7 protein-coding genes are annotated in these 17789 nt (G+C 39.7%); 1 reads left to right on the top strand and 6 read right to left on the bottom strand.

The genetic code is table 11. The features are described 5' to 3' along the window. Positions 1-104 precede the first annotated feature (104 nt). From VYM24_RS11170 to VYM24_RS11155, 4 genes are read right to left on the bottom strand one after another with little or no spacing between them, the layout of a single operon-like run. Entirely contained in the window at positions 105-2282 is a 2178-nt protein-coding gene (locus VYM24_RS11170; RefSeq protein ID WP_330942147.1) for a hypothetical protein, read from the bottom strand. A 25-nt stretch (positions 2283-2307) separates the two neighbouring features. Then, the gene (locus tag VYM24_RS11165) at positions 2308-4293 is read right to left on the bottom strand and encodes a RagB/SusD family nutrient uptake outer membrane protein (RefSeq protein WP_299092883.1); all 1986 of its coding nucleotides are present in this window, start codon (positions 4291-4293) and stop codon (positions 2308-2310) included. A 19-nt stretch (positions 4294-4312) separates the two neighbouring features. Beyond that, positions 4313-7579: a SusC/RagA family TonB-linked outer membrane protein gene (locus tag VYM24_RS11160; RefSeq protein ID WP_007215326.1), complete on the bottom strand. Its 3267-nt coding sequence runs from the start codon at positions 7577-7579 to the stop codon at positions 4313-4315. Positions 7580-7630: 51 nt separating this feature from the next. Continuing rightward, a complete protein-coding gene (locus VYM24_RS11155) occupies positions 7631-8338 on the bottom strand; it encodes a hypothetical protein (protein WP_330942146.1) in 708 nt (235 codons plus the stop codon). Between the two features lie 555 nt (positions 8339-8893). Between VYM24_RS11155 and VYM24_RS11150 the strand changes: the two genes are divergently transcribed. After that, positions 8894-13309, top strand: a complete 4416-nt coding sequence (locus tag VYM24_RS11150) for a hybrid sensor histidine kinase/response regulator transcription factor (RefSeq protein ID WP_330942145.1) — start codon at positions 8894-8896, stop codon at positions 13307-13309. A 28-nt stretch (positions 13310-13337) separates the two neighbouring features. Here VYM24_RS11150 and xyl3A read toward each other — a convergent pair whose 3' ends face one another. Together xyl3A and VYM24_RS11140 are read right to left on the bottom strand one after the other, a co-directional pair. After that, positions 13338-15932 (bottom strand): xylan 1,4-beta-xylosidase, encoded by a 2595-nt coding sequence (xyl3A, locus tag VYM24_RS11145; protein WP_330942144.1) that lies wholly within the window; start codon positions 15930-15932, stop codon positions 13338-13340. 205 nt (positions 15933-16137) lie between these two features. Beyond that, positions 16138-17784, bottom strand: a complete 1647-nt coding sequence (locus VYM24_RS11140; RefSeq protein ID WP_291601597.1) for a DUF4957 domain-containing protein — start codon at positions 17782-17784, stop codon at positions 16138-16140. Between the last annotated feature and the right edge of the window lie 5 nt (positions 17785-17789).

The raw sequence follows: 17789 nt of genomic DNA, 5'->3' as shown, positions 1-17789 counted from the left end.
TTCATTAGTTACTATATACATAAAGGGCGTTCCTCCGAATGGAACGCCCTTCCTGCAAAGAATGTCTAACAAAACCTCACGGCCTCATTAACGACACGTTATTATTATTGTCTCCAACGCGGATCACCAATTCCCAAACGATAGATAGCTGAATTGCGTACCTTATCGGTATTGTTATAATACAGGTTGTTGAGATCAATGCCGCGATGCATCAACTTATCCGGATCATGATGAGGTGGATTCGGATTCTTCATTAACTCTGTAGGAGAAATTCCTTCAGGGTCCTGCTCATCTCCCAAATGAACAGCCAGTTCCTCAGTACCACTAGCATTGAAATTATAACCAGCATTATTCTTCGAAGCATCAAAACCACTGGAAAAAATTGAACCTTTGGTCAGATAAGCATTAGTAGAATAATTATCCTTGAAATCGTAGATAATAACACCATCACCATTTACTGTACGAAGATCAATAGCCTGTGAATTCATTGTACGATTATCAGATGCATCCTTAGCCAAAATGAACAAATTCTTCTGGAAGATAATTTCCGTGCCACTTGGCACATTACGCATGTCAAAGATCTTAGAACCACCACGAGTTTCAAAGTTTATAAACGTATTGTTCTCAATAGTAAACTTATAACGAATGTTGGCTGGCCAATCAAAGTTATCCTTATTATTAGAAATAAAGGCACCATGCGGTGAATCATAAATAGTATTGTTGCGGAAAATAAAGTCATTAAATACATTACATTTTGCTAATGCACCATCACCAAAGAACCAACAATAGCCACCACCTTTGTTATCATAATATCCTGAATTATAGAAAATACAATTTTCGATTTGAATTTTCTCAAACGTCTTACGATTAGAGCCTTGCGTACGGAGGAAACCACGCACCTGTCCTTGGAAAGTACAATTATAAATTTCAAACGACTGGAATGAAACAGCCATACCCATAGAGTACATATTTATAAAGTAGTTACCGGTAGTATTACCATTGTAAAGCCCATAGTGAACAGCTTTCGGACAATCAAAGTCGAGATCTTTGAATATTACCGACTTCACATTGATACCACCCAACTCACCAGTTTGCGGATTACGCCCGAACATGAAGTTCATCGCATTACCACAAGCACCATTGTCATAAGTCCAAGTACCACCCATCAACACTTTAGCATTACCCTTAGAAACAGTTTCGGGATCGGTCTGTAGAGTAAAGCCTTTACAGATAGATACATTCTGAGCAAAATAGTAAGTTTTGCCACCTTCCAAGTAGAAAATCTGACCCTCAGCCAAGCTACCATCTGCAGTAAAGTTATCAATGATAGTATCAAGGCGGGACGCATTATAGTCGTAAGCACCACGAATGGTATCATTCGGGTCAGCAAAGTGCTTGATTAAAATAGGTTCACCCGCTACACCATCCATACGAATCACACAAGTATTATAAATAGCATCCCAATGTACAGCCACATTATCGTTCTGCACGTTTACCAAATATACACAGTTAGTCTCCAAACCATCAATATCTACATAACCACGCTCAAAATCTTCCTGAGTCAATTTGTAGTTCTTCCACTTGTCGGGACAAGCAGCATTAGGATTAGTAGGTGAAGGCTCCACTGTTAGAGTCTGCATTACAAAATTACCATCTGCGACTTCAAAGTAATTCAAGTATTTTTGCTGTTGATCATCACTACCCGAAGTTGCTAACTGTCGGTCTATATTTACCCGGAAAGTTGTTTCAGTCACATCGTTAACCACAATAACCTCCGGAGTGTCATAACGAGGTTCGGTAGTAAAACTACAATACTCAGACCACTGACGACCGCTACCATAGCCATACCACTTAGAGTGGTGCCCCTCACCTTTTTTAGAAAGAGTACGAATGGCAAAGTGATAGGGAGTAGAATATTGGAGATCCTTTACCAAATATTCCAATTCATCAGGCCCAAGAATTACTGAGCCTTCAATATTTTTGGGATTTTCCCAATCCTCGGCCAAACCGGAAGACACGTTACCTTGTAATCCCCATTTCAACTCATATCCGGCACAGCCATCCACACCATACCAACGAAGCTGCACATCGTTAATATTCACCACCTGACAACGATAGGGGTCGGTATCACCCTTATTTGAATTATCGTCTACACGAAACATGGTCATAAGTTCTCTATCAGCATCCAGTTCGCTCTTCCCGGGAATATAGTCATCATCACTACAAGCCACAAACGAGAATGAGCAGAGAGCCATCATGATATATAAGAATTTCTTTTTCATATTGTTGTTTCTTATTTATTGATTACTACTTTGTATAACCGTAATAGTTCTTATAGGCACCGGCAGAACGTTGAATAGCCGCATTCGGATAAGGTAAAATATATCGAACCGGCGGCAAACTGGCATTTGCACTCGGGGCATGAGTACTATATTTGCCATTAGTATTCAGATAAACCAAACCTGATATCTGATCGCAATAAATGTATCCATAAAATGAGTACAAACATTGTGCATTCACTACACCTGCATCAGAAGCCCAGGCGTAAGGATACTGAACTGTCAATGCTCTATATTCATCAGGAACTGTACTCACAACTACATCATCATATGGATTGTAAATATCAATAATACGCAATGATGTATTGGGAAATACACTCGGAGTTTGAGGATTTGCACCAATCATATAATATACGGTTGATGGCAATTTGTCTAAATATTCAGGCATTCCGTCATACTCTTCCACCATCTCTTGGTAAGCAGATTGTCCCGCACCGTTTTCACCGCAAACCAAATAGCGTAAGAAGTTATAATAAGTATTTTCTGCCAAAAGGTTATTACGAACCAAATCTTTCCAACGCATGTTTTCACCAGCAAACTCAAACTTACGTTCGTCAAGCACAGCCTTCAGAAAATCCTCCTTTGACCCACTCATACTTTCGATATACGAATCAATCTTTTCCGGGTTAGTGAATGCACGTTGGCGTACCTGACGAAGAGCGGCCTTAGCTGCATCTGTAGGGCCATCATTCAGTTCGTTGGCTGCCTCAGCATACATCAACAATACATCTGTATAGCGCATATAGGGAAAATTAATACCTGTATTACCTGCACTTTCCGGATTACCACTTGTTGACCACAGTTTGGACCACTTGTTATTGTACACCGTATAAGAAACACTGATTGTAGGTTCGCCATTATAAAGGTATCCCCACAAGCCATTGAGATAATCGCGACGAGCATCTTCTGGATCAAACATAAAGCGATAGAATGCACTCAATGCAGCGCTACTCTTAGCTTCACCCCAAATATTATCGCCACTCGTAGAACCTTCATAGAGTTCGCTTTTCGGTCCATGTACATAACCAACATTACCGGAAGTCTCTTTTGCAAAAGGAATTTCAAAGATAGGATCATCATTACTGTTCACCACATAGTTACATTCATTTACAAACACCCGATAATAAGGCAAAGACAATGTGTGGGTAGCTGAAGAAATTACTGAGTCACAGTATGCTAAAGCCGTTTTATAAAGATCTTTGTAGTTGGCAGGACGTTCCATTTTACCGAAATTAGCTGGATTATCAGTATCCGGACGCAAAGAGTAACCACCCGCATGCATTGCCATACGTGCAATCATAGACCAACAAAACTCCTTAGAGGCACGTTCTACACCATTCGACAAATTAGCAGCAAACTTCATGTAGGGAGCAATACTCTTCAAGTCCTCAATCAAAGTCTTGTAAACTTCATCACGGCTGACAATAGGCATTACATAATTCTCTACCACAGAAGCGGGTTCAAATGTGAAAGGAATATCACCAAAATAAGTCACCAAATCATGAAAGAACATGGCACGTATCACTTTAGCTTCACCCATCATCTGCATGATTTCTGCATCTTCTGTGCTATATAGCGGACTTCTCTCTAAATAATATACAAAATTATTAGCATACTCAACACCTGAATAGGCAGCATTCCAAAACTTCTCTACGTCACTGGCAGTACTGTTTCCATCGAAACGACGAAAACTGTTGTTTGTAGCCACATCACTGGTATTCGTCGTAAACTCCACATCGCTGTTAAAAACAAACTTAGTGAAATAAGCGTCACCGTAAAAATCACCACTCATCAGCTTTGCATATACCCCGTTAAGGGCGCGGTTAATCTCTGTCTTTTCGCCGAAAACCCCTTCACTATCATACTTCGATACAGAGTCAACATCCAAGAAGTCACTGCAAGCTGTGAAACCCAACGAAGCCAAAGCGGCGAAAAATAAATATTTTAATTTCATATTTCTCTAATTTTTAATGTTAGAATGTAATGTTGGTACCAAATACGAAGCTACGGCTACGTGGGTAACGATTGTAGTCCATAGAAGGAGTCAAACCTGATTGTACATCTACTTCGGGGTCGTAACCAGAATAACCAGTCAGGATAAAAAGATTGGAAGCACTGGCATAGAAACGAACCTTCGACATCCCCCACTTCTTAGTCAGGTTACTAGGCAATGTATAACCGATTGTTACGTCTTGCAAACGGAGGAATGAACCGTCTTCTACAAAGTAAGAGTGAGTTACCTTATCTTCCACATCTGCCGGATTCCACAAAGACTTACCGGCATTCATCGTAATATATTCGTTAACCGACCCATCAATGTTAGTATTTTTATACAGGCATTCACCATCCGCACGTACATAAGTCCAGCGATTTTTTTGTGTAAAGTCTGCCAATACGTTGTAGAAATTATTAGTATTACTGATAGATGAAGAAAGCATGTAATTAGTAGCATTATAAACATCAAAGTCAACCATGTAGTTAAAGTTGGCAGTAAAGTCAAAATTCTTCCATTGACCACTCAAACCGAAACCACCTTGGAACTTTGGAGTTGTGTTACCAATCACAGTACGGTCGTTTTCTGTTATCTGACCGTCCCCATCCAAATCTTTGAATTTAATCTTGCCCGGCAATGTTGCTGCACCCGAATTAGAATCCTGATAGATAGTGTTAATAACAGTACCTTCATTCGGAACAGCCAAGAAGTTCTGAGTAGGATCGAAATAGAATTCATCCGGACTATAGAGACCATCATAGACAAAACCGTAAATCAGACCAACTTGATCACCCACTCTCAAGCAATAGTTATCATAATCAGGTTTCCAACGGTCATCCAAAATCCAAAGTATATCATCGGTATCATTCAGTTTATCAATTTTCATTTTGTTCATACCGAATGTAAAGTTAGCGCTCAACACATAATCCTTACCACGAAGAATATCTCCATTAATACTTAATTCAATACCCTTATTCGTCACCTGGCCGATGTTCTGCATCTGCTTAGTGAATCCCATGGTCGACGGTATAACTGACTCATAAAGTAAATCTTTTGTAGTGTTCCAATAGAACTCCGGAGTAATGGTCAAACGATCACCAAAGAGGCTGATATCCAATGCCACGTTGCGAGTTAGGGTTGTTTCCCACTTGATTTTTGTATTGGGAAATTTTTTCCCATCGCTTACACTAAACCATTGTTCGCCATATTGAGTTGCTTCACCAAAGCCTGGACCACCAGTTGCATTTACCGAATACAAGAAACGCCATTGGTCATCGTCAATACGATTATTTCCAGCCAAACCAATAGCAGCACGCAGTTTCAAATTGCTGATTAGCGCATTATTTTCCAAAAAGCCTTCTCTGGAAAGTACCCAAGCGCCTGAAACAGAGGGGAAATACCCCCATTGATTACCCGGAGCAAACTTAGTAGAACCATCGGCACGCATTGTTGCGGCAATCAAGTATTTGTGGTCATAGTTGTAGTTTATCTGACCGAAAAAAGAAGCCGTACGGTTTGGAGTAGAAAGTGAAGAAGTTGATTCCCACGGTGTACCCAAAGCCATATTGTTCAAAGCACGATCAGCTTCAATATTTTGAGGGAAATAACGATTCTTCTGATAGTTCTCTTTGGTCTGAGTATGATGAATTTCCGACCCCAGCAATGCAGACCAGTTGTGAAGTTGTCCTGTTTTAAACGAGTAATTAGCAGTATTAATCCAAGTATAAGACTCTTTACGCTTGTCTTTAATTTCAGCAACCGGCATTTTCGAATTATCCTGACCTGTTTTGGTCAAGCGACCGAAAAAGTTATTTTCATCAGAAAATTGGATAGAATGAGCAGCTTCGGTACGAAGTGTTAAACCTTCGATAGGTTTCCAATCCAAAGAGAACTGATTAGTGTAACTGTAAGCATGCTTCAACTTTACATTCTGACCGATATCGCTCTTCGGATTAGTGTAAGCGAAGATTGCTTCATCGTCCGGATCAACTGTTGCCGGATCCCAGGTTGCAAATTCACGCAAACCATTTGAGGGGCGATAGCGTAATACATCAATAATACCACCGCTACCGACTTTATCGCCACCGGCTCCTGTGTCACGACGATATGTAAAACGAGGATTCATTGTTAATGTCAAGTTCTTGGTTAACTGAGCATTAATTTTAACGTTCAAGTTAGTACGACGAACACCGGACCCCAAAATAATACCTTTATCCTCCGATTGAGTCAAAGAAGTATTGAAACGGAACTTCTCGGAACCACCACCAACTGTTACATTAGTAGAATAGTTCAACGGAGTTTCTCCCATTACCTGATCTTGCCAGTCATGAGTAGGAGCATACTTATATAAATCCAAGTCGTTCGGATTACCAAAGTTAGCGCGAAAATATTTAGCTGGACCACTACGCATACCGCCATTTGAAGCTGCCCAGTCATATTGATACTGTACATAGTCGTAAGCATCCATCAAATCAAGTTTTTTAGAAAGCTTGCTTACTGACATTTGAGCATTCACACCTACAGTTATCTTACCCTGTTGAGCAGATTTCGTAGTCACAATTACAACACCATTACCACCCTTTGCACCGTAAATAGCAGTCAAAGAAGCATCCTTCAACACATCGATGGAAGCAATGTCCGTCGGTGGAATGTCATTAATATTGTCTACCTGAAAACCGTCTACGATATAAAGCGGGTCATTACTTTGCGTCACGGACGTACCTCCACGCACACGGATATTGATATCAGCTCCCGGAGCACCATCGACCGTGGTTACCTGTACACCAGCAATCTTACCTTGCAGAGCTACAGCAGCTGAAGTAACAGGAACAGCAGCCAATTTGGCACCTGAAACAGAACCGACGGAACCCGTCAAATCCTTTCTCGCCTTACTGCCATAGCCAATAACAACCACTTCATCAAGTGCTTGTGAATCATCCTTCAAGACAACTTTTAGTTCTTTACCGGCAACGGCATCCAGTTCCTGGGTTTCCATACCGATATAGGAAATCACCAGTTTTTTACCTTTAGCGACAGTTAACGTAAAGTGACCATCTAAATCAGTGGTAACACCATTGGAAGTATTACCTTTTTCCACTACAGTGGCACCGATAACCGTCTCCCCCTGTGAGTCTGTCACAGTACCTTTCACTGTAATGTTTTGAGCAAACACTCCGACAGGCACCATTAATAACAACGCCAATAATAGGAGTAATCTACTCTTCATCTTTCCATTTTTTTGTTTCATGATAGCATTACTTGGTTAAACAATATAATTAAATTATTCATAAACTCTCATTCAGAAATAAGCTGGTCCATAATCTCGATTATCTTCCGAAAAACGGCAATCATCAATACTTATATATCCGGTAATATTATACGTATAAATAGGTAACTGAATAGTGCAGCTATAATGCTGAGGATCATCTTCCGAATTATAAAGGGTGACATACCTATATGTATAATCTAAATAACACAACATATATCTCATATAAATACATTGCGCTTTACCCTCCCATCTATCGGGACCACCATTCAATATTATTTTAAAACTTAAATAATCAAATTTTTCTTCATTGGCAGGTACACGAATCTTATTAGCAGGATAAACAGGTAATTGTTCTTCAACGATCTGATCTTCGCCCCAATAAATTCCAGTGCCACCAAATTGAATTCTATATTTTCCATCCTTATAATATCTTCGAGTATATTGACCTTCTTCATTTAATGTCGGATATGCACTCACCACTCCTAATAATTCTGAACAATTAAACTTTACCATTGCGATAGACAGAAGTAAATCAGTACCATCTACTAGTTCATAATCACAGACAGGATCGATGATAGAAGAATCTCCTAAAGCCTCATCAACAGAGGTAATACTTCGGGTGGAAGATTCTGCCATTCTCTTCTCAACCAACTCTTCAGAGCATCCCAAAAATGCAAAAAGAACTAAAAATACAACGTAAATACACCCTCTACTTAAATTAAAAAGATTCATGTTCATTAGTATTTTCATTTAAAGTATAACATAATAGTATCTAAATTCATCACAGGTTGTAAAACAGCAACTTTCGGCAGCTACACTGAAGAGATTCAACAGAATATTTATCACCAACAAGACGATGAATATTGCCAACATAAAGAAGATGCATTGATTGAAAGTAACGCCTTTATTTCTGATCTCCTAACTTCAGTTTCAAGAAGGCAGGAAAAAATCATCACTATATTTTTCATTTCCATAGTTATAGTATTTAATTCTAAAAAATATCACTTAGATTTTCTGATACAAAAGTCCGAAAAGGTATTTAGTTAAAGGGGGAAAATTTATCGCAATAGGTGGAAACGAATGTTCACAATGTTTAAAAACAGCTTTCTGGGTAGCCACAAGCCCGATAATATACCTAAGGAAACAAATATTCCACATATGCTATATAATAATTCCACATCCATACTTCCTTTACCGAAGTGCTGAAAATCCACCCACATTTACTATTAGAATACATAGTAGTAAAACAGATAATTTATATCTTTGCAAAGCAGTTACAAATTAGTCAATACTATGAAAAAGTGCATTATATTTCAAGTCCATTATTTAATATTGATTTGTCTTTTTATCCCTTGTGTAGCCATCGCACAACCAATTTGTCAAATTCAACGTTTCTCCGCTTATAACGGATTGGCACAAAGGTCTGTCACCAACATCCTGCAAGATTCCAAAGGATTTATCTGGTTTTCCACTTGGAATGGCTTAAATAAATTCGACGGATACACTTTCAAAAACTATAAAGCATTTCCGGGAGACGGATGTACCTTAACCAGTAACCGCATAGCCAAAATCATACAGACACAAACCTGTGACATCTGGTGTCAGACTTATGACTCGCGAGTCTATCTATTCGATAGCCGCCGAGAGAAATTCATAGACATCTTACGTCCTTACGAAGCCCCCAAACAGCAGACCTACGCTGTGCAGAATGTCTATGCACTACCTAAAGGAGTAAGTTGGATCGTATGTGACCGTGGAGCATTCCGCATCGACGAACAAGCATACAAGGCTCAGGAAGGAAAAGGAATAACCTTATATAATATCGAAGAGAAGAATCTGAAAGGAGATCAAATAATCACCATTTTTCAAGATAGCGATGGTGACGAGTGGATATTAACCAACAAAGGAGTTTCTATCATTGGTAAAAAGAAAATAGAATCCGATATTCCATTCAAGAATATCAAAGAAGATAACGGCAATATATACCTGGTATCTGCCAACAACCAGTTAGTAATATATCTTCCCCAGACACAGCAACTTCAATTTCATGAAATGCCCTTTTCAACCTCCAATACTATCAATTCTATCAATAGACTGGGAAAAGACAGCATAGGACTTTGCACAGACAACGGACTCTATATTTACTTTGCAAAAGATCAAAGATACCGGTTAATAGATCCCCGTACTCCTACTAATCCCTCCATCGAAGTTTTGTCTGTATTCAAAGATAGCTTCGGAGAATTATGGCTATACTCCGATATGCCCGGAGTAGTGCGTTACAATTTAGAAACAGAAGAGAAGCAACATTATATTACTCCGAAAGAAGACCTGCCGAAAGCCGAACGCTTAAGCCGCGACCTGATATTTGAAGATAAGCAAGGAACACTGTGGATGGTCCCACATAGAGGTGGATTCTCTTATTATGACCGAAAAAACAAACAACTGAAATCTTATTATACTGATTATAATAATCCTGATACAAAATTCACCCCCGTTATTCTGAACTCTTTTTTAGATCGACAGGGCAATCTCTGGATATGCAATCACTGGGATGTTACAAAAATCTCATTTTCTACATACGCATGCTCTCTGCAAGCTATGGATACCGGTTTTGAGACACGCGCTTTCCTGATAGACGAAAAAAATGAGCTTTGGACAGCCAGCAAAAAAGGATATGTACGAATTTATCAGCCGGATGGAAGTTTGAAAGGATATCTGACCCCTGAAGGTACCATCAGTTCACAACCCATATCTTTCCAAAAGAACATCTATTGTTTTATGGAAGATGAAAATGGAATCATCTGGATGGGAAGTAAATTGGATGGTCTTTTCCGATTAACAAGAGACAGCAAAGATCATTTTCAGATACGTCAATTTACTCACCAGGAAGACGATCCGTATAGTTTGAGCTATAATAGTATTTACAGTATTTATCAAGATCACCAGAAACGAATCTGGATAGGTTGCTATGGTGGAGGGCTAAATTTATTAGAGGAAACAGCTGAAGGAGAAATTCGTTTCATACATAATGATAATCAGCTGAAGGAATACCCTAAAAACCATTTTACCAAAGTACGTTACATCACCGAAGTTAATAATGCCATTCTTGTCTGCACTACGGAGGGCTTGTTGACTTTCTCCAGTGAATTTAAGCAACCGGAAGATATCTGTTTCTATAGAAATCTACGCCATCCAGATGAAGTATCCAGCCTCAGCAGCAATGATGTTACCTATGTCTACACAGATAACAGGAAAGCAACTTACATTCTTACATTTACCGGAGGAATCAATAAAGTCCTTTCTGAAAATCTATTAAGTGAACACATCGAATTTAAACCTTATACGACAAAAGATGGTTTACCATCTGACCTCGTCCAGTCTATGATAGAAGATAAAGAAGGAAGCCTATGGGTAATTTCGGAAAATGCACTTACCCGTTTCAATCCGGAAAAGGAAACATTCGAATATTATGATAAAAAGTACATGCAACAAGAGCTTTACTTTACAGAGGCAGCTCCTGTGCTGGAAAATAATCAATTGCTATTAGGAACAGATATCGGAATACTCAAAATTAGTCCCGAACATCTTCAGAAAAGTAGTTATGCCCCTCCCATTGTATTCACCGGGTTTAAAATACAAGGAACCTCCCAGAATTTAGATATCAATGATCTGAAAGAACTACGGCTGAAACCATCCGAGCGCAATGTTACTTTCCAATTTGCAGCTTTGGATTATGTAGCGCCGGAATCAATCAGCTATGCTTACCGTCTGAAAGGATTGGAAGAAAAATGGAATGAAGTGGATAACAGCCGTTCAGCCAGCTATATCAACCTGCCTCCGGGAGAATATGAATTACAGATACGTTCCACCAACAGCGACGGAGTATGGATGGAAAAAGCACGTACCCTACCCATAACCGTACTTCCAACCTTTTGGGAGACATACTGGGCATGGATTCTGTATGTCGTATTATTCGTGTTATCCACAGCAACTATCGTCTATATCATTCTCTACATATATCGGTTGCGTCATCAGATAAATCTTGAACAACAACTGGCAAATATAAAATTGCGTTTTTTCACCGATATTTCGCATGAATTACGTACTCCGTTAACGCTCATAGCCAGTCCGGTTACTGAAGTTCTGGAACACGAAACTCTCACAGCCAATGCCCGTAAACATTTAACCTTGGTGCACAAGAATACGGAGCGTATGTTGCATTTAGTAAACCAGATATTGGACTTCCGGAAAATAGAGAATAAAAAAATGAAAGTGCTGCTGGAAAAGACAGACGTCCTCAGCCTATTACAAAAAGTAATGGATAACTTCCGCCTTATTGCCGAAGAAAAGAATATCAATTACCAATTGGAAACAAACCAGGAAGCTATAGAAACCTGGATCGATCAGGATAAGTTTGAAAAAATCATTTTTAATTTGCTATCCAATGCATTCAAGTACACTCCGGCCAATAAGTCTATCACCGTCATTGCCAATGTAGAAAGTAGCAGATTAATTGTTTCTATAAAAGACGAAGGCATTGGTATTGATCTTCAAAAACAGCAAACACTTTTCCAACGCTTTGAAACATTGGTAAAATTCAATATATTGCAGCCCTCGTCAGGCATAGGACTATCACTTGTTAAAGAACTGATAGAACTACATTGTGGCAACATTGAAGTAAAAAGTCAACCCGGTGTAGGTAGCGAGTTTACCGTTATATTACCAATGAATCAAAAAGTTTATGAGGGAAGAGAAAATACAGAATTTATATTGAATGACGGAAATTCAGTCCCCGCTGAAAAGAAAAATGAAATAAGATCCATGGTTGAAATAGCTTCAATGGCTGACATTACTCCTTCAGAGACAGCCAATGAACCGAATCAGATATCGAATGAAGAAGACCCCATATCCATCTTAATTGTCGAAGATAACGTAGAGCTAAGAAACTTCTTATCAGATATCTTGTCAGAAAGTTACCGGGTAATCACCGCCACCAATGGACAAGAAGGATTGGACCAAGCCCGGGAATATATTCCCGATCTGATTATCAGTGACATTATGATGCCTGCTATGGATGGCCTTGATATGGTAAAGAATATTAAGGAGAACAGAGAAATATGTCACATACCTATCATTCTGCTTTCTGCCAAATCATCACTGGATGATCGCATATCAGGACTGGAACAAGGGATAGACGATTATATCACCAAGCCCTTCAGTGCAACGTATCTAAAAATCCGTATCAAGTCTTTGCTTCACCAACGTAAAGAATTGCAGGAAATCTACTGGAAAGCATGGTCGGAAAAATTAAACAATACCCAGGAAACCACTCTGGAAGAGAAACTGACCCCCTCGCAACCTCAGATCATTTCATACGATGAGCAGTTCATGCAGCAAGTGATGCAAGTAATGGAAGAACAAATGGAAAACTCAGAACTTACAGTCGACGAATTTGCCCAGTTACTGAATTTAGGACGTTCTGTCTTCTATCAGAAGCTAAAATCCATTATCGGTCTGTCTCCCGTGGACTTCATACGCGAAATCAGGATTAAACGTGCCGTACAATTAATAGACAGCGGAGAATATAACTTTTCACAAGTGGCTTACATGACAGGCTTCAACGATCCTAAATATTTTGGAAAGTGTTTCAAAAGACAAATGGGAATGACACCTTCGGAATACAAAGAGAATAAAAGAGATGATAGTTGAATATTTCAGCTATCATCTCTCCATAATTTTACCGAATGGTAAATGCCCGTGATAATAAACTCTTCTCACAGGAAGTACCTCCTACCATAACAGTATAATTTCCCGGGCAAACTCTCATTGTATTGCTCTGTTCATCCCACCATTCCAACTGGGTATCATCCAAAGAAAATTTAACCTCAACCGTCTTTCCTGCCGGAATACGCACACGCTTAAAAGCACGCAACGTTTTAACCGGTCCCTCTGTATCATCCATTTTTTTAAGATAGACCTGTACCACTTCATCTCCATCCCGACTTCCTGTATTAGTTATAGGAATCACCACGTTCAGATTTTGACCGGCAGCAATTTTATCATCATTCATTTTTAACTTTCCATATTTGAATGTAGTATAACTAAGTCCATGACCAAATGGGAATAAAGGAGTCTCTTTCATGTACCTGTAGGTTCTTCCGGTCATATTATAATCCTCAAAATCCGGAATTTGCGCCAGATTGCGGTAGAATGTCAATGGCAATTTTCCAGCCGGATTATAATCACCGAACAAAACTTCGGCAATAGCCTGACCACCAGCTTGCCCAGGATACCATGCTTGCAGGATAGCCTCACAATTCTGACTTTCCGGCTCCAAAGCTATAGCTGCACCGGAGAAATTAACAAACACAATCCGTTTTCCAGCAGTTTTCAAAGCCTCAACAACACGTCGCTGTACAGCCGGCAACTCGATTTCGGTGCGATCTCCTCCCCTGAAACCAGCTGCATCAACAGGCATTTCTTCTCCTTCCAGTGCCGGAGAGATACCACCCGCAAAGATAACTACATCTACATCTTTGATACGCTCCAACAATCCTTTCACATCTATCTGAGCATTTACTCCCATATCAAAACTAAGATTTGCCGTTTTGTCAAAATGACGATACTTTAATAAAATATCATAAGACTTTCCTGATTCTGCCTTCAACATATAAATGGAAGTCATTTGTTTCACGGCTCCTTCGTCTTCCTTAACCAGTTTACCATTAATATAAAGTTCATAGGCGCCTCGCATCTGAATACGAAAAACAACGTCTTCTGTTTTTTCGGGATGAAATACAGAACGATATTCAGCAGAAAATCCTCTTAAAATAACTCCCGGTGCAAAAGGAGCAGCCCCATTGGTATTAAATAAGAATGGGGTGGATTGCTGCACTTCCGTAACAGCATCCCCTGTAAAGGTATTATTATTCCAATATGTTGAATGAAAACCGTTTCCTTCCGAAGTAGAACATTTGTTAAATAAGCTAATGAACAAAGTACTATCCGTGTGTCCGCAAACCGGTTCATAAATAAGATTAGAAGTTGGCAGATAACGCTGCATACCTTCAAGCAAAGTAATGGTATGCGAAGGTAGCCCATTATAATTTCCCCACTGCATAACCGAATCATTTGCATTAGGACCTATTAATGCTATTTTTGCCTGTTTACTCAATGGAAGTATATTATTATTATTTTGCAACAATGTCATGGTTTCACGTGCCATCTGCAATGCCAACTGGCGATGTTTGGGGGAGTCCAGAACATCCGAAGAAATCCCTGTCCAGACATTCTCATCCATTTCTCCCAACTCAAAACGAGCTTTCAACAAGCGTTTTACTGAAATATCTATTTGATTCTCAGTGATAAATCCAGCCTTTACTGCATCCGGTAAGGATTTATAGTTATTTCCGCACTCAACATCCGTGCCATTTAAGACAGCATCTGCCGAAGCACTGGCAGCATCAGGATGTGTCTCATGCTTTCTTTTTTGCCAGAAATCCGATACTGCCCCACAATCTGAAACAACGACTCCGTCGAAGCCCCATTCATCACGCAAAATCTGAGTTAGCAAACGATTACTTCCACAACATGGTTCACCTTCAAAACGGTTATAAGCACACATCACTTCTTTCACTTTAGCTTCCTGAACTAAGGTTTTAAAGGCGGGAAGATAAGTTTCCCACAAATCTCGTGGAGAAATATTCTCAGCATTAAAACTATGCCGATTCCACTCCGGTCCCGAGTGTACAGCATAATGTTTTGCACAAGCGTGAAGTTTATTGTATCGTGCTGTATCGGGTCCCTGCAAACCATTGACTACTGCAACTCCCAAACGGCTAGTCAAATAGGGATCTTCTCCATACGTCTCCTGTCCACGTCCCCAACGAGGATCACGAAAAATATTCACATTAGGAGTCCACACTGTAAGTGCCTGATAACGTGTCAGATTTCCTTTACTATCCAATCTCCGGCTCTTTGCTCTTGCTTCATCAGATACTGCCGTAAAGACTTCATACAACAAACTATCATCAAATGATGCTCCCATACCGATAGCCTGTGGAAATACTGTAGCCAATCCTGTACGTGCGAGACCATGAAGTGCTTCATTCCACCAACCATACGCTTTGATCGATAATCGGGGAATAGCCGGAGAACCGTTCATCATCAATGAAGCCTTTTCCTCCAAAGTCAATCTTTTGAGCAAATCATCCGCCCGTTCTTCTGCAGTTAAACTTGTATCCTGATAAGGAAACTTTTCGGATAATTTGTTTTGTGCCTGTACAGTCATACCGGAAGCTACGACCATACCAATCAAAATCCATCGTTTCATAGTCTGTTACTTTTATAGAGTTATAGTTAATCATTTTATGCAAATATACCCAGGAAAATTAGGTATTATGGGGGAAATTCAGGTACTATAAGTGCACTATCTCAAAATTCGAAAAGTTTCTCAGAGCAGATTAAACACAAAAGGAGGTTGTTCATATGAACAACCTCCCTCCATCATTAACAATCTTTCCTATATAGAATCTTACCTATTGTATCCACCATCTCGGGTCACCGGCTTTGCCTTCACCCTCAAATTTCAATTCCGGTTTGTAATGGAAATCCCCATTCATCGGATCTACGAATAATTCCAGAGATGTCATAGACAAAGACTTGGCATTCGTGAACGGTCTAGAGTCTACCTGAAAGTCAGAAGTCAAATAGCAACCAGAGAAATCGAGGAAGCCTGAATAGTCACTATTCCCGGAATTGATCTTGCTGCCACCATTCGTTCCGGTAAAGACAGTGCTTGTCACAGCAATAGACTTCGGTTGCTTATCCAAACGGAATACCTTCGGCATGCCAATTGTATAATTACAGAAGATACATTTATTCATTTTTATTTCATCAATAACAAAACGAACATCCATCAACTGATCACCAATCTCACAAAGCGTAGAGTTTTCAATAACGAGTTTCTTCAGGGATTTAGCTTTACCGAAATTGAACAGACCATAGCCGCTCAATGCTACATTCTTCACAATACAATTACTGATTGTAATACCACTTATTTCTACATCACCATTGTTCAAACGCACAAGGCTACGTGGAATTTCACTGATATGACATCCCTCAAAGGCTATAGTACTGAAGCAATTCGTATTTCCTATTTCAATGAAGAATTGAGATTGTCCGTCACTTATCAAATCGATATTCTGCCATTTCACAGTTCCCAGCGGAGCAGCAAATGTCATTTTGGTAGCCGTCAATTGAGGCAGCTGACCATCAATCACATTACCTGCCATATAAAGGGCCTTCACATTTGTCGGCACAGTGATCTCACCAAACGTATAGCTTTCTCCACCTTTGAAAGCCAGAGTTACCGGTCCTACCGGAGCAGAAGCTAACAAAGCATTAATGTCATCTCCTGATTGTACGTCTATTGTTTCTCCTACAGAAGATCCCAGTGTCAAAAATCTATATTTACCTCTAAGCACATCGCCATTCAGGATATATGCCAGATAATTAGTTCCTGCCTTCAAGTCTTTAATGGAATAAGTTCCTGCCTGTTTTTCAGTTGCAGTTAACTCGTGAGCGGGTTCTACCCATACTGTATCAATCAAAACAGTCTGTTCTTCCCCTTCTCCTTCCACCGTAAATTTCAATTCGGCATGGCGGATATGAGTAGCGGTCTTATCGGCTTTCCACTTCAGGACAGCACCGGAAGTAGAAGGAATAACCTCCGTAAATATCTGCTCATCCGGAGTTTCAAAGAAAAGTCCCACATAACCGGACTCTTTACCTGTTTTTCCATCTATTGCTTTTACACGTACTGAATAACGGCTGGTTCCATCCAAGTCTGTGAACAATGTACGATATTCCGTTTTAACCGCAGTAGTCTCCTGACGATACGGTGTCAAGGTGTCCGCCAGAATTTCTACAGTCTTCACTATATTTGTAAATTCCAGACTATCTCCTTTACTAAATTCAAAGATATACTTTGAAGCATCCGTTATACCTCTGTAACTTAACATTATCGAAGTAGGAGATGTATTATCAGTCACTTTAAATTCTGTAGTACGGAATAACCGGTCATGACCTGGTTCTATCCCCCAGTCATTGGCATCCTCCTGGCAAGCAACGGCAGAAAATGCCAGAACTCCCAATAAGATATAATATATATTTCTAAGTTTCATATATT

This window comes from Bacteroides sp. MSB163 (genome assembly GCF_036416795.1).
GTDB classification, from domain to species: domain Bacteria; phylum Bacteroidota; class Bacteroidia; order Bacteroidales; family Bacteroidaceae; genus Bacteroides; species Bacteroides maternus.
Note: the sequence above shows the minus strand (reverse complement) of the source record. Positions and strands in the feature narration are given on the sequence as shown.